The following is a 17,122-nucleotide window of genomic DNA, read 5'->3' on the forward strand; positions in this document are numbered from 1 at the left end:
CAAGGTACGGTAAGCCCGATCTTACCCCGTCACTGAGTTGCGTTTACCTACAGTAGACCGTACTTTGGCTTACCAAACCGTACTACTATGAGCAAGGAACGCATCGGCCTCATCCTCATCGGCCTCGTCGGCCTGGCCCTGCTCGGCAGCGGCATCATGAAATTCACCCAACCCGCCGAGATGGTCGAGGCTATGGGCGTAGGTCCTCTCCTCACTCTGGCCGTGGTCGAACTACTGATCGTGGCGGCCCTCATCATCCCCCGCACCCGTATGCTGGGCATCATCCTGGCAGCTAGCTATATCGGCGGCATCATCGCCTTCAGTTGGCTGGTAGAGGGCGAGACGCCGATCGTGGGTATCGTGCTGAACAGCTTGCTCTACGGCGGCGCGGCACTTTATCGTCCCTGGGTTACGGATAGTTCTGTAGTAGGTAGTTCTGTAGCGCAGTAGGTAGCTGAGACAGCTACCGCATTACAGAACTGCGACACTACAGAACTACTACACCTTGCTCCATTTTTGATCACCACGGGAGTTTTCTACCACTACTTCCACGAAGCGCATGCCACGGAGGCCGTCCTGTACGGTGGGAAAATCGGATTCTAGCGTGGTAGGCTCCCGCCCCTCCATACGGGCCCGTACCGTGTCGGCGAAGTTGCGGTAGATGTTGGCGAAGGCCTCCAGGTAGCCCTCGGGGTGGCCGGCCGGAATGCGCTGTGCACGCTGGGCCGCTTCGGTAAGCGCTCCGCCTACTCCGGTACGGAATAGCTTCGACGGCGCGTCGTGCTCCTTTACAATTAGGGTGTTGGGTTCCATCTGGTGCCACTCGATGCCACCGGTCTCGCCCCAGAGGCGGATGTTGAGGCCGTTCTCCTCGCCGGCGGCAATTTGCGAGCAGTGTAATACACCCTTTGCTCCCTCCTCAAAGCGGAGTAGGATGTTGGCGTCATCGTCCAGCCGTCGACCCTCCACGAAGGAGGTGAGCTCGGCACAAACCTCAGTGACCTTCAGCCCCGAGATGTACTCAGCCAGATTTTCGGCGTGAGTACCGATGTCGCCCATCGCGCCGCCCATACCGGATTTCTCAGGGTCAACCCGCCAGCTCGCTTGCTTGGAGTCGGTGTCCTCCAGCTTCGTGCTCAGCCAGCCCTGGGGGTACTCCACCACGATCTTACGAACTTTCCCGAAGTCGCCCCGGGCCACCATATCGCGGGCCTGCTTGACCATGGGGTAGCCGGTGTAGTTGTGGGTGAGGGCGAAGACGAGGCCGGTTTTTTCGACCAGGTCCACTAGCTGCCGGGCCTCGTCGACGTTGAAGGCCAGGGGCTTATCGCATACTACGTGAAAGCCGTTCTCCAGCGCCATCTTCGCCGGACCGAAGTGCACGTGATTCGGCGTGACAATGGATACGAAGTCCATCCGCTTACCCTCCGGCAGCTCCTTTTCGGAACGGATCATCTCTTCGTAGCTACCGTATACACGGTCGGCCGGCAGGAAAAAGTCCTCCCCCGACAGCCGTGACTTTTCGGGATTCGAGCTAAAGGCGCCACAGACGAGCTCAATCTGCTGGTCTAGGGCCGCAGCAAAACGGTGTACCCCTCCGATGAAGGCTCCGCGGCCTCCACCGACCATTCCCATGCGTAGTTTTCTTGGCATTTTGTCGATAATTTTCTTATTTGGCAAGTATAGGGAAAAGTGACGGGTGCGAGGTGATCGCGTAGCGATTACCCCCTCTGTGCCCTCCTATCCCGACCGCCTCCGTGACACTCTGTGGGCTTACACCAGGGGCCCCCTACCCCTGCTGACGCGCGTGTACTCTGTGTTGAGCCCCACGAGCGCAAGCGAGCTGAGCCGCACAGCAAAGCCCCGCCCGACCAACATCGAACGGGGCTTCACCCAAAGAACCATGGAAGGACGGCCTTATTTAAACAGCCACCGGCTTATCCGCCTCCGCCCTCACCTCCTTGACCTCCTGGTCGCTGGAAAGATCGTAGACAATGGGACTAGCGATGAAGATCGACGAGTAAGTACCCACCACGATACCCACCAGCAGCGCAAAGGCAAAGCCCTTAATGCTCGCCCCGCCGAAGAGGAACAGCACCAGCACCACCAGAATAGTCGTGAACGAGGTCATCACCGTACGGCTGATCGTGGAGTTGATGGCGTCATTGATGAGGTGCTCGCGGTCGCGCTTGGTGTAGCTAGTGAGGTACTCGCGGATGCGATCGAAGACCACCACCGTATCATTGATGGAGTAGCCAATCACCGTGAGGATGGCCGCAATGAAGGCCTGGTCAACCTCCATGTTAAAGCCAATCCAGCCCCAGCAGGCGGCAAAGACGCCCATGGTGATGATGGTATCGTGGAACAGGGCAACCACCGCTCCGGTAGAGTACCGCTTACCCTTGAAGCGTAGCAACAGGTAAAAGAAGATACCCAGCAGGGCCACGATGCCGGCCTCGAGGGCCGACCGCTTGATGTCATCCGCAATGGTAGGACCCACCTTGCTCACGCTAGTGATGTGCGTGCCGCCGTCGAATTCCGTGTTGCTGAAATCCTGTAGTGTTACCGCCTGATCGCCCGTAGCTGCCGTGACCCCCTCGTAAAGGGCGGCAAGCACCACGTCCTGCGGTTCCTGGCCGTCGATCTGGGCGGTCTGGTCGATGAGGTAATTGGTGACGATGTTGTAAGTATTGTCAGCATCGACCGATTTGATGGTAGGCACTCCCTGTAGCGGCCCTTCCAGTGCGTTGCGCAGTTCCTGGGCGGAAACGTCCTTATCCATGACCACCGTGTAGCTGTAGCCTCCCTTGAAATCTACCCCCAGGTCGAAACCGCGGGTGAAAATAAAGAATAGGGAGATCACCACCAATACCGCGCTGATGCCGTAGCTGATCTTACGGAAGCTGAGCCAGTCGACGTTGACGTCGGCAAAGAGGTTCTCGCTGCCGCCAGTCCAGAAGGTCATCGTGCCCTTTTTTTCGATCCAGTAGTCGACCATCAGGCGGCCCACCAGTACGGCAGTAAAGACCGAGGCAATCACACCTACAATAAGCACCACGGCAAAACCCTTGATGGGACCGAGGCCGAAGTAGGCCAGTACCGCGGCGACCAGAATAGTCGTCACGTTAGCGTCGATGATGGTAGAGTAGGAGTTAGCAAAGCCGTCACGCACCGCGTTGGGCACGGTCTTACCGACCCGCAGTTCCTCCCGGACGCGCTCGTAGATGATCACGTTGGCATCCACGGCCATACCGATGGTAAGTAGAATACCCGCGATACCCGGCAGCGTAAGTACGGTACCAAGACTAGCCAGGGCACCGAAGATGAACACCAGGTTCAGCAGCAGCGACACGATGGCCACCACGCCGGCCCCACCGTAGTAGAAGAGCATGAAGGCCAGTACCAGTCCGAAGCCAATTAGCAGCGCCGTGATGGAGCTGGTGATGTTGGCCTCGCCCAGCGAGGGGCCGACGATGCTTTCCTGGATAATCTGCGTACGGGCGGGCAGGCGACCTACCTGGAGAATGTTAGCGAGGTCGGTGGCCTCCTGTACGGTGAAGTCACCCGTAATACTGGTGCTTCCACCCGTGATCGGACCGTTCACCCGCGGGGCACTCACCACCTGGCTATCGAGCACGATGGCGACCTGGCGGTTGCCGGAGTTCGCGGCCTCGGTGGTCATGCGGGCCCAGATGCGGCTGCCCTCGGAGTTCATCGTCAGGTTCACCGCCACCTGTCCGCCGGGCTCGGGACCGGAGCCGGCGCGCGTCACGTACTCACCCGTGAGGGGAGCTACGCCGTCGCGCGGCAGGTCGAGCTGGTAGAGTTGATAGAGATTACCCGGGGTGCCCTGGTCGTCGGCCGGTAGCGGCGTCTCGGAGAAGCGGAAGGAGGCATTGCGGGGGAAGAGCCGCTTGATCTCCGGGTCGTTCAGGTACTGCATCACCCGCTGACGGTTGCCACCCTCGGCGATACCGAGTACGGCAGGACCGAAGTTGCCGTTGTTGGGCGTCAGCACACTGAAGAGCGGACCGGCGGTCTGGTTCTGTACCTCGCGCTCGTTGATGGAGGCGATGCTATCGGTCAGGTTGCCGAGCTCGTCAAGGGCGTAGACCGTATCGTACACGGTGGTGGTCTGATCGACAACTGAGCTATCCAGCCCTGCGGCTAGGTCCTGCCGCCGTTGCAGCAGCTGGTCAGCCTGGATCAGCGCGTTGATGCTGTTCTGGTCTACGTTGAGCACGTCGAAGAACTCCAGGTTGGCCGTCCCGGTCAGGAAGGCGCGGGCCCGGGCGGGGTTTTCGATACCGGGCAGTTCGACCACGATAAGGTCACGCTCGGCATCCAGGGCTACGTTGGGCTGTACCACACCGAGCTGGTCGATGCGGTTGCGCAGCATGACGAAGGTCAGGTTAACGGTCTCGTCGGCCTTTTCGCGCAGAATGCGGAGCACCTCGGCGTCGCTGGTGTTGATACCGACCTGATCGCGCAGGGCATCGTTGCGGCTGAAGATGGTGGCCAGCTTTTCGTTGTCGCCGGCGCGTTCGCTCCAGGCGTTACCGAAAAGGGTGATAAAATCGTCGTCGGCCGACTGCTGCGCTTGGGAGGCTGCTTGGATGGCTTCTTCAAATGTGGGGTCCTTGCTATTGCGGGCCAGACTCAACAGGAACTCCCGTAAGTCGACCTGTAGGACGACCGACATGCCGCCCTTGAGGTCCAGGCCCAGGGCCAGCTGCTGGGCCTTGAGGTCTTGGTAGGTGTAGGATTTGATCAGGGGCAGTCTAAAGACCTCCTGATCGGAGATGCTGTCCAGATAGGACGCGCGAGCAATGCGATACGCTTCGCCTGAGTCGTCACCCGTCACGTTCTGCGCGTAGTCGTCGGCATCGTTTTCCACCGCATTGGTGGGGATGACGAAGAGGTACTGCGCGATCGTTACGAGGAGCATGACGACAAGGAAAAACTTGATCAGTCCCTTGCCTTGCATAATGAAGAATTTAGGTTCCGGCGGAGCCGCCGTCGGAAATGGGCGGACCACCATTTGAAGAAGGATGGTGAAAGTCCCTCCGCGCCAGAGCCTCCCAAGACCGGGCGCACGAGGGGGCGCAAATATACGGCTTGCGGGCCGGAAAAATTGTTCCCGTCGGCCCACATACAGTCTGTAACGATCCCCGTACGAACATAGGTAGACAACTTTCCCGTTACAGTGCACAAGCCCCCCCAACCGAATTACACTGTGCCTTATCCCTTTCCGCCGGCTGCTAGTATGCGCACCTTACTGCTCTTCGTGGGTGTCTGTCTGTGTCATCCCATTGTCCTGGCTCAGTCGCCCCTCGACGTAGGCCTTCACGTTTCTCCGCAATTGCGCTACATCAGTTCTTCGGCCCCCGACGGGGTGCAACGGCGCGTTACTACTACTGGTAAGGACGGGCTTGCGGTCGGCGCGGTGGCCGGTGGCTACTTGGAGTACGCCCTGTCTGACCGCTGGTACGTACGCGGGGGCATCGACATAGCCTACAAGCGCAACTACTATGCTACGCAGCGCACGGTATTCGAGGTTGACTCGGTCAGCACCGGGCGCAACTTTATCAGCTACGCCAGCATCGAGCTGCCGGTGGCCATCCTGTACCGCTTCGGCTACAAGCGCAACTACGACACCTGGCTGCTGGGGGTAGCCACCACCCTCACCCGGTGGGGCGGCAACCCGCGCATACTCTCGAGTTTTTCGGGCACTACGAAGGATAACGTGGACTACCCACGGCGTAGTGTCACGATCTTCGGAGGTTACGAGCGCTACCTCTCTTCGGTGATCGTGCTGGGGCTGGAACCCTACCTTTCGTATGTGCCTACTAAGTTCACGATTGAGAACTCGACTACTGCTAAGGTACGTTTTGAGGCGGGGCTTTCTGTGCGTTTGCACTTGGATAACTAATGCCCCACTGCACACTGCGTGCCCCCCCTAAAGCGCCACCGGCACCACATGCCAAAGCCCAGCCGCCACCAGTGCCCCAATCGTAGGCCCCACCACTGGTACCCACGCATACCCCCAGTTACTCCCCCCCTTATGCGGTAGGGGAAGCACGGCGTGCGCAATCCGCGGCCCCAAATCCCGCGCCGGATTGATTGCGTAGCCCGTAGGCCCCCCCAGCGAGAGCCCAATCCCCAGCACCACTAGAGCTACCGGTAGGGCATCCAGCGCGCCGAGGCTACCGGGAGAATCACCAAACTTAGGTCCCGTGATGTAAAGCACCGCAAAGACCAGTACGAAGGTGCCAATAGCCTCGGTCAGTACGTTAGATACGCCGTTCGGGATGGCCGGATCGGTACCAAAGGTAGCCAGCACCAACCCGGTATCCTCGGTGGCCGCGTAGTGGTCGCGGTAGGCCAGGATGACCAGCAGTTGGCCCAAAAAAGCCCCGATAAACTGCGCCAGTACGTAGCCCGGCACGAGGGCCCATTCGAACTTGCCTACCGTAGCCAGCCCCAGGGTAACGGCCGGGTTCAGGTGGGCACCGCTCAGGGGGGCGGTAATAAAGACGCCTACGAACACCGCCACGGCCCAGGCCACGGCAATCGGCATCAGGCCCTCTCCGTTACCCTTCGTTCCCTTCAGTAGCATATTAGCGACCACGCCGTTGCCCAGCAAGACTAAAATGGCGGTACCGAGTAGCTCACCGGAGTAGGCAATGAAGTCGAGCGTAGACACAGAGGAGAAGGTTTACCGGTGATGAACTGCCGGTAATATACAGGTCGGTCCCTTAGCGAATCGTAGTCCCTAAACTCAGTTGATTCACCCCCCCACCCAGGTGGTAGGTACCCCGCCCGTAGGCGATGCTGAAGCGCCGCGTCTGCCAGGCAAAGCCGAAACTGTACCCCGCCCCCGAGCGGAAGTCCGTCAGCCGCAGCTCCCGCCGCAGTCCGTGGTTGTAACCAATGCGGGCGCTCAGGTTGCGCTGCTTGCCGATGAGGAGTTCTCCGTTCACCACGAAGTGCCGGGCCAGATTGTCGAAGAAGACTGCACCTGCGCCCCGCCCGCCCGTCTGCTGCTCCCCCAGGAAGGTCAGCGTACTGTTGTCCTCCGCGTTGGGGTCGTCGTAGATCACGTTCCAGCGGTCGAGGTAGCGGTACACGACGGAGAAGCGGAAGGGCAGGTACTTGAGCTCGCGTACGATGCCCAACTGGAGCTCGAAGGGCATGGGCTCGCGGGCATCGCCGTAATGGGTCAACTGGCGACCGAAGTTGCGTGCTAATAGTGAAATCTGAAAGCGCCCCGTCGTATCCTGGTAGTGCACCCCGGCATCCAGGCCCAGGCCGAGACTATTGTAGCCGGCCAGCTGGGAGGCCAGTACCTTCACGTTGACCCCCACGCTGAGCCGCTCCTCGATCTGCCGCGCCGCCCCTACACTGAGGGCGAACTCCGAGGCACTAAAGTCGCCCAGCGCCTGTCCGGTGGCGTCGCGCCGCACCAGATCACCGCCGTAGTTGATGTACTGTAGTCCAGCCTGAAAGGTGGTCCTGAGTTCCTCGCGGTAGCGCGCGTAGCCCAGGTAGCTGTTGTTGATGCCAGAAGGGAGAAAGGCGTGGCTGAGGGCGACCTTACCGTGCATGCTGGGGTTGAGCAGACTGGGATTACGGTTGGCCAGCGTGATGTCGTCGTCCATCAGCGCTATGTGGTGACCGCCCAGGGCCGCCACCGTGGCGGAATTGGGAGCGTTGAGGAACTCGTAGGCGGAGATGCCGCCGATCTGCGCCGCCGCCCCGCACCAGACTAGGGTCAATACCAGTACCACCACACATCGCATAGCCCGCAAGTTACGCAAGCCTAGACGCCCGCCGCCGCTAGTTCGTGGCATTGACTCCCGGCGGACGCGTCATATCCGGCGGATCAGCCGGGGCCGGGCCCCCATCCTCCCGCCGCCACTGCGTGGTACACACACCGGTCTGGCAGTCGCGTACCGCGGTCAGCTCCCCGTTCTGCTCGTCAAAAACGAAAAGCGTACCCTGTTCCTTGCCCTCCAAATAGGTACCCGCCGCGCTGGGCTGGCCGTTTTCGTACCATTCGCGAAAGGGTCCATTTTCGCGATTATCGGCGAAGGCGACCTTCTCGCGTACGCCGCCATCGGGCCAGTAGCGGGTCCAGATATTACCCATGCTGCCGCCCACGTACTGGCCGCGCAGCCGCATGTTGCCCAAGCTATCGTAGGTGATGTACTCGCCCTCGAACTGTCCGGCACGGTAGTTTTCTACGATCTCCGGCTTGCCATCGGGATAGTAGGCCGTGCGTAGACCGTCGAGCTTGCCGCCGGTGTAGTTTTCTTCGGCTACCAGGTTTCCGTCCGGGTCGAAGCGTCTGGCTACTCCCTCCCGCTGTCCGGTTTCGGGGTCGGCGGTGTAGTCGGTGCGGTAGCCCAGGTCGTCGGTTTCCGTGTGTTCCTCCAGGGCGCGTCCGCAGGTGCAAAGCTGAAGGAGGAGAAGCGAGGCTATGAGGTAGCGCATAGTAACGTAGGTTGGGCTCAGGAAACGCTACTTTGGCCGGCCACCGTATGTTCAATCCGTCGCCCATGTTCCGCCTGTTGATCGCCCTTCTCATTTCATCGTGCACCTGCGGACGCGCCCCCGAACCTACCCAGGATGCCGAGCGCCCCGCCGAAGTCCGCGGAGCTATTGAGGAGCGCCTCATCACCGAGCTGAGCCCCTCCGACGATCTGGCCGGTCGCCAGCGTAATGCCATCATCAACCGGGCCATCGACCGCAACTACGATGTGTATGCCGCCCCGGAGGGTTACTTCTACGAGGTGCTGGATACGGGGCGGTACAATGCGCTCGTGGAGGGCGATATCGTGAGCGTGCACTACGTAGGCACCTTCCTCGATGGCACGGAATTCGACAATAGTTTTAGGCGAGGCACACCGCTCCGCTTTCGGGTGGGGGATCTGATACCGGCCTGGAACCTGGCGCTACAGCGGGTACGGCCGGGGGCTAGGCTACGGATTTTGACGCCGAGTAGTCTGGCTTATGGGGAGGAAGGACTGGTGGCCCCGAATGGTGATACACTGGTGCCGGCGAACACATCGCTGGAGTTCCTGATCGAGGAGATCACAATTTTAGAGGAATGATTACTGCTTGGCGGTAGCCTCCGGCAGCTCGTAGCTGATGTCGAAGTCGTCGAGCACGGCATCAAGGATGCGGTCGTCACCCTCCGTATATTTATGCTTTAGCTTATGGCCGTAAAAGCCGGCCAGCGTAGCCCAGTAGCGGGCGGTCAGGCCACCGCGCAGCCCCTTGATGAGGTCGTAGATGGGCTCCTCCGTCTCGCGCTCGATCATGGCGATGAGCACCTTACCCTGGGTCTTGGACATCTTTTTGAGGGGTTCCTCGAACTTGGTTTCGAGCTCGTCCTGGAGTCGCTTGATGTACTTACGGCGGTCGCGCTTGCTCATGTTCTGGGTCATGTACTCCGTTTCGCGGAAGATGCGGATGGCGTCCACGGCGTAGGGGTAAGCCCGCTGGGCGTAGATGCGGTAGCGGCGGTAGAGCTTGTACTCGTCCTCGTTGGCGAAGAACTCCGGCGAGCTGATGCTCACGTCGCTCAGTTCGGCGATGATGAGGGTGTCGCCGCAATCATCGAGGGTATAGGGGTAGTACTTGCCGTCTACCTTGGTGTAGCCGGTCTGGGCTACGGCCAGGAGGGAGCAGGTAAAAAAAGCAAGACCGAAGAAAAGATGACGCATGCGCGGGGATGTGTTCCGTAAAGTAAATGCTTCGCGGGCGGGTCTAGGTGTGCTGGGGGCGTTAAATCTTTGGAATTTGCGAGTAAGTGGCTGCGGCGCTAGCGCGCCTGGCAGGGGGTGTAGTCTGTGGTTCATAAAATGAAGTAAGGCACGCAGTGCCGTACGCCGTATTACCCCTCCGTGGTAAATACTTCTAATGACGCAGCCATAGCCCCGTCGAAGCACTCCAGATCCACCCCACTACGCCCCCCCCCGAAGTACCCTATTAGCCGCTCCGTAGGCATATTCCCCGTCAGCTCATCGCGGGCCATAGGGCAACCCCCGAAGCCGCGGATCGCTCCATCGAAGCGGGTACAGCCTGCCTCCGCTGCCGCCACTACCTTTTCTTCCCAGGTAGCAGGAGTGGTGTGCAAATGAGCCCCGATCTCTAGCTGGGAGTAGCGGGGGATGAGGCTCGAAAACAGGTAGGTAATACTGGCCGGCGAGCTCACCCCGATGGTGTCCGAAAGCTGAAATATCTTGATGTCGAGCGCAGCCAGGCGGGCCAACCACTGCTCCACCACCTCCACGTTCCAGGGATCGCCGTAGGGGTTGCCGAAGCCCATACTGAGGTACACGACCAGTTGCTTACCGGCCCGCAGGGTGAGCTCCTGGATTTGCTTGACCCGCTCTACGCTATCGGCCAGGGTAGCGTTGGTGTTGCGGAGCTGGAAGGTCTCGGAGACGGAAAAGGGGTAGCCCAGGTAGTCGATCTCGGGGTGCTGCAGGGCGGCTACGGCACCGCGGCGATTGGCGACGATGGCCAGGAGCTTGGTCTGGGTCTGGCTCAGATCGAGGCCGGCAACCACCGCGGCCGTATCGCGCATCTGGGGGATGGCCTTGGGGGAGACGAAGCTGCCGAAATCGAGGGTATCGAAGCCGCAGGCCAGTAGTTGCTGCATGTAGGCCGTCTTCACCGTAGTAGGAATGAAGGCGTGCCGCCCCTGCATCGCATCGCGGGGGCACTCGATCAGTTTGACGTGTGCGCTACTCCTTTTCACCTGGCCCGACAACACCACCGCCCCCCGGGTAGTTTCCTTGCTAACCTATCGCCCCCCACCATGCTTAAGCACGCTACTAGCCTGACCGTCATCGGTTTCGTCCTCTTTTTTCTGGGCCTGGTCTCCATCCTGCTCAACTTCGTGGGCGTGGATATTTTCTTCCTTTCCTGGCTGTATAATTATAGCGTAGCGCTATCCTTCGCGGTGCGGCTCTTCATGATCATTGGTGGGGTAATACTGATCTACGTGGGGCAGACAGACTGGTCGCGGGAGGAGCTTTGACCACTACTTCAGCACACCGGCACCCTCACGCTGTAGCACCGCCTGCTCTCCCGTACAGTCGATAATCGTACTGGCCTGCATGCCCCCGATACCTCCGTCGATGATCGCATCCACCCGCTTGCCGAAGGCCGTATTGATCTCGTGGGGGTCGGTGTAGTACTCCATCACCTCGTCCTCATGCTTGACACTGGCGGTGAGGATGGGCCGGCCCAGACCGCGGACCAGGGCGTCCACGATCGGGTTGTCGATGATGCGGACCCCGATGGTTTCCTTGCGGTTTTTGAGCACCTTGGGGGTACGGTTGTTCGACCGAAGGATGAAGGTAAAGGGGCCCGGTAGGTTGTGCTTCATGACGCGGAATACGTCGTTGTTGATGGTAGCCGAATACTCCGTGACCTGGCTGATGTCTTGACAGATAAAACTGAACATTGCCTTCTGGGGGTCGATGCCGCGGATCTGCGCCACCCGCTCTACGGCGTTTTTGTTGGTGATATCGCAGCCGATGCCGTAGACGGTGTCGGTGGGATATATGATCACCCCGCCCTCTTCGAGAATGTCGACCATTTGCTTGATCAGCCGCGGTTGGGGGTTATCGGGATTTATGGATACCATCATAGTACACTGGGTTTTGCCGTAAAGTACAATCCACCTACTGGCTGCGCTGTTCGAGGCTACCTCCAGTAGCTGAACCAATCACGTGCGCTGTATTGCCTGCACCGGATCGAGCCCCGCGGCCCGCCTGGCCGGATACGTCCCAAACACGATCCCCGTCAGTACCGCCACGGCGGCCACCACCAGCATCGTCTGTGCGCTAAACACCGCCTGAAATTCAAACTTTGCGAAGTAGGAGATCGTCGCCGCACAGAGTAGCGCCATCACCGCACCCAGCAGTAAACCAAATACACTACCGATCACCGAGATCGCCACACTCTCCGACAAGAACTGGGTGATGATGCGCCGCCGATTGGCTCCCACCGCCTTACGCACCCCGATCTCCGCGGTACGCTCCGTGATCGACATCAGTAGTACGTTCATCACGCCCACGCCGCCCACGACGACGGCAATACCGATCAGGAAGCTCCTCACCAGCCGGAAGATGCTGAAGCCCAGCTCTAGGTTCTCGACCATTTCCAGACTGGCGATCGTCTCCACCGGCTCCTCAATAGCGGGAAAGCGCTCGGTAAACCAGGTGTCGATAAATTCCTTGCCCGGCCGCACGTCCTCAATACGCGCGAAGTTGACCAACCCGGAAGCGGAGTAGGGGGCGGCCGCGGTATCCCGGGCCAGCAGGTCTAGCGGGAACATGGCCTCCAGCACGTCGTCGTCCTCTTCGGCCGGTGAGATACCCACGATGTCCATGTCCTGCCCCGCCATGGCCAATTGCATTCCCAGGGCATCTTCCGCCCGTCCGTCGGTACCCACCAGCCGGTGGGCCAGGCGGTGACTGACCACTACGACGCCCCGCGCGGCCTCACCGTCGCCGGCGCGTAGCATACGACCGTAGACTACGCTATCCACTGTTTCTACGATGGGCAGGGAAACGACCGTGTAGCGTACGCCTAGTGTTTCTGCGGTATCCGGCCGTTCGACCAGCGAGGTGCCAATCACGAAAAGCTGGCTGGCGGCGGGGTAGGGCAGGGCGGCCGGCATGCTGTCCATGAGCGGCTGGGAGATCTGGGCTTTCTCCGTGAGGGGCACCCGCAGTCCGTCGATCACTTTGAACGTCTTTTGCCGCACGACCACCGTTTCCATCGAGGTCTTATCGGCGATGCTGTCGCGGGCGAGCGTTTCCAGTCCGTCGATCAGGGCCAGCATCGTCACCAGCGCCCCCACGCCGATGATGATGCCGAGCACGGAGAGGAAGGTCTGGAAGAAGTTAGAGCGCAGGTTACGGAAGGCCTCCACGAAGGCGGTACGAATGGCGGTAAGCATGGGCGCAGTATAGACATGACTTCATTAAACCACCGACTCGATTAGACGCTGGGCCGATTTCCGTCGACGAAGGCCCCCGCCGTAGCTTTACCCCATGATCGTTCTTTACCTCACCTTCGGGCAGGACCCCCGCGTACATCAGCAGGCTGTCTTCTCCGCACTCACCCTGTTGCAGAGCGGGGCGGGGTCGCAGGTGCAGCCAAACTGTGTGGTGTATACCGACGCCCCCGCCTTCTATACCCTCCTGGGCGACCGGGTCGACCTCCAGGTGACCGGTCCGGACCAATTGCAGGAGTGGCGGGGCCCCCACGATTTTTTCTGGCGCATCAAAATTAAGGCCCTGGAAGCCCTACAGCAGCAGTACCCAGGCCAGTCCCTGCTGTACCTCGACGCCGATACCTTCTGCTTCGGGCAACTCGGTGATATGACCGATACCCTCGCTAGCGGGACCCACCTCATGCACGCCCGGGAGGGCCGGCTCGATGCATTGCCCACCAGCACCGAGAAGAAAATGTACCGGCAGTGCCGTGGTAAGACCTTTGCCGGACGCACTATCACCGGCAGTGACACGATGTACAATGCCGGCGTAGTGGGCCTGGCCGCGGAACGGGCAGCGGAGGCCATCGCGCTGGCCCTAGCCCTCTGCGACGCGCTGTGCGCCGCCGGTGTGACCCGCCGCCTGGTGGAGCAGTTCGCCCTCTCCCTGGCCCTAGCCGTGAGCGGTGAACTCGCCGCCGCCAACGGTACCATCGGACACTACTGGGGCAATAAGGCCGGCTGGAACGAGCGCATCGCCACGTTCTTTCTGGAGCACCACTTACGCGGTAGCAGTTTGGAGCAGCAGCTTAGGACGAGTAGGGAGGTGGACTTTGCCGCCCTGCCGATCTACCTGCGTTCCTCTAGCACCGAGCGCAGGTTGAGCCGGTGGGTAGCCAGTACCTTTGCTAAGGGACTATACACCTACATTCCCCGGCCGGGCGAGCCCACCAGCGATCTTTCCGAACGGCTACTAGCCCGCCGGCCGTAGAACCCGCCCCGCCCCCCGGGCGTATAAACCGCATGGCAAAGTATAGCATCGACCTGAAGGCCGGCAAGGTCGCCGAAGATAAGGCCGTCAGTACGCGCGGGCAGACCATCGTAGGCATCGACCTGGGCACCACTAATAGCCTCGTCGCCCACGTGAAGAACGGTGAGGCGGTCGCCGTAGCGGGTAAAGACGGGAAGAGCGTACTGGTGCCCAGCGTAGTTCACTTCAGGAGCGACGGCAGCGTAGTGGTGGGCGATGCCGCTAAGCAGTACCTGACCACGGTCCCCGAGCGCACCATCTACTCCGTAAAGCGGCTGCTGGGCAAGAGCTACTCCGACCTGGCGGAAGTCAAAGACCGCTTCGGCTACCGCATCATCGACGAGAACGAGGACCGGCTGGTGAAGATCGCCGTACCGGATGGCGATGGGCGCGCTAAGTTTTATAGCCCCATCGAGCTCTCGGCCCGTATCCTGCAGGAGCTTAAAGCCCGGATCGAGGAGGAGCTCGGGACCCCCGTGACCCGGGCCGTCATCACCGTGCCGGCCTACTTCAACGACACCCAGCGGCAGGCCACTCGCGATGCCGGTAAGCTGGCCGGACTGGACGTGCTGCGCATCGTCAACGAGCCTACCGCCAGTAGCCTGGCCTACGGTATCGGGCTTACGGACGAAGATGAGGGCCGCACCATTGCCGTGTATGACCTGGGGGGCGGCACGTTCGACGTGTCGATCCTACGCATCGAGCAGGGCATCTTCGAGGTGCTCTCGACCTACGGGGATACCTTTCTGGGGGGCGATGATTTTGACCAGGCGATTGTGGATTACTGGTGCGAGACGTATGACTTACCGACCAACACCGCCGAACAGCGCGGGGAACTGCGCTTGCTGGCCGAGCGGGCCAAGAAAGCGCTGAGTAGCCAAGAGCGGTTCGTGGTGGAGTACTGGGGGCGGGAGCTGTCCATCGACCGTACTACGGCAGTGGAGCGCTTCACGCCGCTCGTCACCAGGACCATTGCATCCTGCGGCCGCGCCCTCGCAGACGCTAAGCTGAAGGTGGAAGCTATCGACCACGTGATCATGGTGGGGGGCAGTACGCGCATCCCGCTGGTGAAACGAATGGTGAGTGAATTTTTTGGGCGGGAGGTGAATGATAGCCTCGATCCCGATCAGGTAGTGGCCCTCGGGGCAGCGATCCAAGCCGACGTGCTGGCCGGCAACCAGCAGGACGTGCTGCTGCTCGACATCACGCCGCTGAGTCTGGGCATCGAGACGGTGGGAGGACTGATGGATCCCATTATACCGCGCAACTCGAAGGTGCCGACGCGGGTGGGCCGGAAGTATACCACGAGCGTGGACGGGCAGGTCAAACTGAAGGTAGCCGTGTACCAGGGCGAGCGCGATATGGTGGCCGATAACCGAAAGCTGGGCGAGTTCGTGCTGACCGATATCCCGCCCATGCCGGCTGGGATACCGCAGATCGAGATCCACTTTTACCTGGACGCCGACGGCATCCTGCGGGTGAAGGCCACCGAGCACCGCAGCGGAACGGAGCAGAGCGTGACCATCAAATCGCAGTACGGCATTACCGAGGAGGAAATGGCCCTGATGCTAATCGATAGCCTCAGTAACGCTGAGGCGGACCTACAGGCCCGGGGGCTGGCCGAGGCTAGAACGGAGGCGAATAATGTGCTGCTGAGTGCGCGCAAATTTATCCGGCAAAATGAGGACTGGCTGACTACGGGGCAGGTGAGCGAGATCAACCACTTCGTGGACCTGCTGTCGGAGGCCGTGGCCGGCGACGACAAGGATGCGATCAACAATCGGCTGGCGGAGTTCAATGAGTTTACCGCACCGCTGGCCCACCAGGCCCTGGACCGTAATGTGGCGGCAGCGATGAAGGGTAGGGATCTGACTTCCTAGTTACCACCGTTCGCGTTCCAGGGCGCTGACCAGGCGGCGCAGCCGATCAACCACCTGCTCGCGGGCGCTGGGGGAGGGGGCGTGACCGGCCTGCATATTGGTGGCGAGCTGCTGGAGGTTGGCCTTGAGCTGCTCGTCGCCGAGAAGGTGGAGGCTGGTTTTGAGCTTGTGTTTTAAGTCGGCGACCGCCCCGGCATCCTGGGAGCGGATGGCATGCTCCAGCTCCTGGGCAGCCCGGAGGAGCTCGCGCTGGAGTACGCGGGCGAAGTCGGCCAGTTCGGCGGTATCGTCCTCGAAGGCCTCGCGGAGCAGGGGGAATGACATGGGGGTAAAGTACGGCGGGGCAAACAATACCCAGCGGGGGCTGTCTTACCCTCGACTAATCACCTACTCTATGCCCCTGAAAGTTGGCGATAAAGCCCCCCTGTTCACCCTCTATAGCGACGAAAAAAAAGCGGTGAATCTGTCGGACTACCGGGGGCGCCGGTTGGCGGTGCTGTTCTTCCCGCTGGCCTTTACCGGTACCTGTACCGAGGAGCTCTGTACGATGCGCGACGCGCTGGCCGACTACAACGAGCTGGAGGCGGATATCGTGGCCATCAGCGTAGACAGCGTGTTCACCCTGGAGCGCTTCAAGGCTGCGGAGGGGTTAAACTTCCCCCTACTGAGTGACTTTAATAAGGAGGTAAGCCGGCAGTACGGCGCCCTCTACGACACCTTCGTGCTGGGCATGGAGGGGGTGAGTAAGCGTGCGGCCTTCGTGCTGGACGGGGAGGGGATCATTCGCTACGCGGAGGTGCTGGCCTCGGCCGGTGACCAGCCCGATTATTCGGCCATGCAGGCAACTTTGGCCAGCCTATCGTAGTTTTTTCTTGAATCGAGCGCCTAGACTTATGAGCATATACGCATCCGGCCAGGAGGATGTCTTATTGGAGGAAGACATCGACGTTAGCATTGGCGAGCCCGCCGACCTGATTGTCTTTAATGACGACCACAATACCTTTGACTGGGTGATGCAAAGCTTCGTGGAGGTGCTGGGCCATACCGCGGAGCAGAGCGAGCAACTGGCGCTACTGATCCACCTGAAGGGAAAGGCCACCGTGAAATCGGCGGCGTTCAACGAGCTACGCCCCAAAAAAGACGCGCTGTGCGACCGCGGCCTGAGCGCCGTCATCGAGGGCAAAGGCTAGT

Annotated in this window: 18 protein-coding genes; 8 read left to right on the plus strand and 10 right to left on the minus strand. The window is 60.6% G+C overall.

Annotated elements, in window-relative coordinates:
* Window positions 1–87 precede the first annotated feature (87 nt).
* Entirely contained in the window at window positions 88–450 is a 363-nt protein-coding gene (locus ACOOHD_RS18625; RefSeq protein ID WP_420459385.1) for a hypothetical protein, read from the plus strand.
* A gap of 48 nt (window positions 451–498) precedes the next feature.
* Here ACOOHD_RS18625 and ACOOHD_RS18630 read toward each other — a convergent pair whose 3' ends face one another.
* A complete protein-coding gene (locus tag ACOOHD_RS18630) occupies window positions 499–1,653 on the minus strand; it encodes a Gfo/Idh/MocA family protein (RefSeq protein WP_420459386.1) in 1,155 nt (384 codons plus the stop codon).
* 268 nt (window positions 1,654–1,921) lie between these two features.
* Window positions 1,922–4,987 carry a protein translocase subunit SecDF gene (gene secDF / locus ACOOHD_RS18635; RefSeq protein ID WP_420459387.1) on the minus strand — a complete coding sequence of 1,022 codons (3,066 nt, stop codon included), beginning with the start codon at window positions 4,985–4,987 and terminating at the stop codon, window positions 1,922–1,924.
* 279 nt (window positions 4,988–5,266) lie between these two features.
* Between secDF and ACOOHD_RS18640 the strand changes: the two genes are divergently transcribed.
* A complete protein-coding gene (locus ACOOHD_RS18640; RefSeq protein ID WP_420459388.1) occupies window positions 5,267–5,932 on the plus strand; it encodes a hypothetical protein in 666 nt (221 codons plus the stop codon).
* Between the two features lie 27 nt (window positions 5,933–5,959).
* Here ACOOHD_RS18640 and ACOOHD_RS18645 read toward each other — a convergent pair whose 3' ends face one another.
* Genes ACOOHD_RS18645 through ACOOHD_RS18655 form a run of 3 tightly spaced genes read right to left on the minus strand, consistent with a single transcriptional unit; the run spans window position 5,960 to window position 8,496 of the window.
* Window positions 5,960–6,706, minus strand: a complete 747-nt coding sequence (locus ACOOHD_RS18645; protein ID WP_420459389.1) for an MIP/aquaporin family protein — start codon at window positions 6,704–6,706, stop codon at window positions 5,960–5,962.
* A gap of 52 nt (window positions 6,707–6,758) precedes the next feature.
* Window positions 6,759–7,802 carry a type IX secretion system protein PorQ gene (gene porQ, locus ACOOHD_RS18650; RefSeq protein ID WP_420459390.1) on the minus strand — a complete coding sequence of 348 codons (1,044 nt, stop codon included), beginning with the start codon at window positions 7,800–7,802 and terminating at the stop codon, window positions 6,759–6,761.
* Window positions 7,803–7,839: 37 nt separating this feature from the next.
* A complete protein-coding gene (locus ACOOHD_RS18655; RefSeq protein WP_420459391.1) occupies window positions 7,840–8,496 on the minus strand; it encodes a toxin-antitoxin system YwqK family antitoxin in 657 nt (218 codons plus the stop codon).
* Window positions 8,497–8,561: 65 nt separating this feature from the next.
* On the opposite strand from ACOOHD_RS18655, the gene ACOOHD_RS18660 reads away from it, so the two are divergent.
* Window positions 8,562–9,116, plus strand: coding sequence for an FKBP-type peptidyl-prolyl cis-trans isomerase (locus tag ACOOHD_RS18660; protein WP_420459392.1), 555 nt, complete (start codon window positions 8,562–8,564; stop codon window positions 9,114–9,116).
* On the opposite strand, the gene ACOOHD_RS18665 is transcribed toward ACOOHD_RS18660, so the two are convergent.
* Together ACOOHD_RS18665 and ACOOHD_RS18670 are read right to left on the minus strand one after the other, a co-directional pair.
* Complete coding sequence (locus ACOOHD_RS18665; protein ID WP_420459393.1) at window positions 9,117–9,731, minus strand: DUF4294 domain-containing protein; 615 nt, start codon at window positions 9,729–9,731, stop codon at window positions 9,117–9,119. It abuts the gene before it with no gap.
* 170 nt (window positions 9,732–9,901) lie between these two features.
* Complete coding sequence (locus tag ACOOHD_RS18670; RefSeq protein ID WP_420461451.1) at window positions 9,902–10,720, minus strand: hydroxymethylglutaryl-CoA lyase; 819 nt, start codon at window positions 10,718–10,720, stop codon at window positions 9,902–9,904.
* A 111-nt stretch (window positions 10,721–10,831) separates the two neighbouring features.
* On the opposite strand from ACOOHD_RS18670, the gene ACOOHD_RS18675 reads away from it, so the two are divergent.
* On the plus strand, window positions 10,832–11,053 hold the full coding sequence (locus tag ACOOHD_RS18675; RefSeq protein WP_420459394.1) for a hypothetical protein: 222 nt from the start codon (window positions 10,832–10,834) through the stop codon (window positions 11,051–11,053).
* Window positions 11,054–11,056: 3 nt separating this feature from the next.
* On the opposite strand, the gene ACOOHD_RS18680 is transcribed toward ACOOHD_RS18675, so the two are convergent.
* Both ACOOHD_RS18680 and ACOOHD_RS18685 read right to left on the minus strand, forming a co-directional pair.
* Window positions 11,057–11,668 carry an L-threonylcarbamoyladenylate synthase gene (locus tag ACOOHD_RS18680; protein WP_420459395.1) on the minus strand — a complete coding sequence of 204 codons (612 nt, stop codon included), beginning with the start codon at window positions 11,666–11,668 and terminating at the stop codon, window positions 11,057–11,059.
* A gap of 78 nt (window positions 11,669–11,746) precedes the next feature.
* Window positions 11,747–12,985 carry an ABC transporter permease gene (locus ACOOHD_RS18685; RefSeq protein WP_420459396.1) on the minus strand — a complete coding sequence of 413 codons (1,239 nt, stop codon included), beginning with the start codon at window positions 12,983–12,985 and terminating at the stop codon, window positions 11,747–11,749.
* Window positions 12,986–13,079: 94 nt separating this feature from the next.
* Between ACOOHD_RS18685 and ACOOHD_RS18690 the strand changes: the two genes are divergently transcribed.
* Window positions 13,080–14,012, plus strand: a complete 933-nt coding sequence (locus tag ACOOHD_RS18690) for a hypothetical protein (RefSeq protein WP_420459397.1) — start codon at window positions 13,080–13,082, stop codon at window positions 14,010–14,012.
* Window positions 14,013–14,044: 32 nt separating this feature from the next.
* Complete coding sequence (hscA, locus tag ACOOHD_RS18695; RefSeq protein ID WP_420459398.1) at window positions 14,045–15,931, plus strand: Fe-S protein assembly chaperone HscA; 1,887 nt, start codon at window positions 14,045–14,047, stop codon at window positions 15,929–15,931.
* Here the strand turns inward: hscA and ACOOHD_RS18700 are convergent, their stop codons facing one another.
* Window positions 15,932–16,255, minus strand: coding sequence for a hypothetical protein (locus tag ACOOHD_RS18700; protein ID WP_420459399.1), 324 nt, complete (start codon window positions 16,253–16,255; stop codon window positions 15,932–15,934).
* 70 nt (window positions 16,256–16,325) lie between these two features.
* On the opposite strand from ACOOHD_RS18700, the gene ACOOHD_RS18705 reads away from it, so the two are divergent.
* Together ACOOHD_RS18705 and ACOOHD_RS18710 are read left to right on the plus strand one after the other, a co-directional pair.
* A complete protein-coding gene (locus ACOOHD_RS18705; RefSeq protein WP_420459400.1) occupies window positions 16,326–16,796 on the plus strand; it encodes a redoxin domain-containing protein in 471 nt (156 codons plus the stop codon).
* 28 nt (window positions 16,797–16,824) lie between these two features.
* Window positions 16,825–17,121: an ATP-dependent Clp protease adaptor ClpS gene (locus tag ACOOHD_RS18710; RefSeq protein WP_420459401.1), complete on the plus strand. Its 297-nt coding sequence runs from the start codon at window positions 16,825–16,827 to the stop codon at window positions 17,119–17,121.
* Window position 17,122: the final 1 nt, after the last annotated feature.

It is taken from the genome of Neolewinella sp., assembly GCF_965214665.1.
Lineage (GTDB): Bacteria > Bacteroidota > Bacteroidia > Chitinophagales > Saprospiraceae > Neolewinella.

What these genes read in the sequence shown, in the direction of transcription:
- ACOOHD_RS18625 (WP_420459385.1), top strand. Translation starts at nt 88, where the DNA reads ATGAGCAAGGAACGCATCGGCCTCATCCTCATCGGCCTCGTCGGCCTG.
- ACOOHD_RS18630 (WP_420459386.1), bottom strand. Translation starts at nt 1,653, where the DNA reads ATGCCAAGAAAACTACGCATGGGAATGGTCGGTGGAGGCCGCGGAGCC.
- secDF (WP_420459387.1), bottom strand. Translation starts at nt 4,987, where the DNA reads ATGCAAGGCAAGGGACTGATCAAGTTTTTCCTTGTCGTCATGCTCCTC.
- ACOOHD_RS18640 (WP_420459388.1), top strand. Translation starts at nt 5,267, where the DNA reads ATGCGCACCTTACTGCTCTTCGTGGGTGTCTGTCTGTGTCATCCCATT.
- porQ (WP_420459390.1), bottom strand. Translation starts at nt 7,802, where the DNA reads ATGCGATGTGTGGTGGTACTGGTATTGACCCTAGTCTGGTGCGGGGCG.
- ACOOHD_RS18655 (WP_420459391.1), bottom strand. Translation starts at nt 8,496, where the DNA reads ATGCGCTACCTCATAGCCTCGCTTCTCCTCCTTCAGCTTTGCACCTGC.
- ACOOHD_RS18660 (WP_420459392.1), top strand. Translation starts at nt 8,562, where the DNA reads ATGTTCCGCCTGTTGATCGCCCTTCTCATTTCATCGTGCACCTGCGGA.
- ACOOHD_RS18665 (WP_420459393.1), bottom strand. Translation starts at nt 9,731, where the DNA reads ATGCGTCATCTTTTCTTCGGTCTTGCTTTTTTTACCTGCTCCCTCCTG.
- ACOOHD_RS18670 (WP_420461451.1), bottom strand. Translation starts at nt 10,720, where the DNA reads ATGCAGGGGCGGCACGCCTTCATTCCTACTACGGTGAAGACGGCCTAC.
- ACOOHD_RS18675 (WP_420459394.1), top strand. Translation starts at nt 10,832, where the DNA reads ATGCTTAAGCACGCTACTAGCCTGACCGTCATCGGTTTCGTCCTCTTT.
- ACOOHD_RS18680 (WP_420459395.1), bottom strand. Translation starts at nt 11,668, where the DNA reads ATGATGGTATCCATAAATCCCGATAACCCCCAACCGCGGCTGATCAAG.
- ACOOHD_RS18685 (WP_420459396.1), bottom strand. Translation starts at nt 12,985, where the DNA reads ATGCTTACCGCCATTCGTACCGCCTTCGTGGAGGCCTTCCGTAACCTG.
- ACOOHD_RS18690 (WP_420459397.1), top strand. Translation starts at nt 13,080, where the DNA reads ATGATCGTTCTTTACCTCACCTTCGGGCAGGACCCCCGCGTACATCAG.
- hscA (WP_420459398.1), top strand. Translation starts at nt 14,045, where the DNA reads ATGGCAAAGTATAGCATCGACCTGAAGGCCGGCAAGGTCGCCGAAGAT.
- ACOOHD_RS18700 (WP_420459399.1), bottom strand. Translation starts at nt 16,255, where the DNA reads ATGTCATTCCCCCTGCTCCGCGAGGCCTTCGAGGACGATACCGCCGAA.
- ACOOHD_RS18705 (WP_420459400.1), top strand. Translation starts at nt 16,326, where the DNA reads ATGCCCCTGAAAGTTGGCGATAAAGCCCCCCTGTTCACCCTCTATAGC.
- ACOOHD_RS18710 (WP_420459401.1), top strand. Translation starts at nt 16,825, where the DNA reads ATGAGCATATACGCATCCGGCCAGGAGGATGTCTTATTGGAGGAAGAC.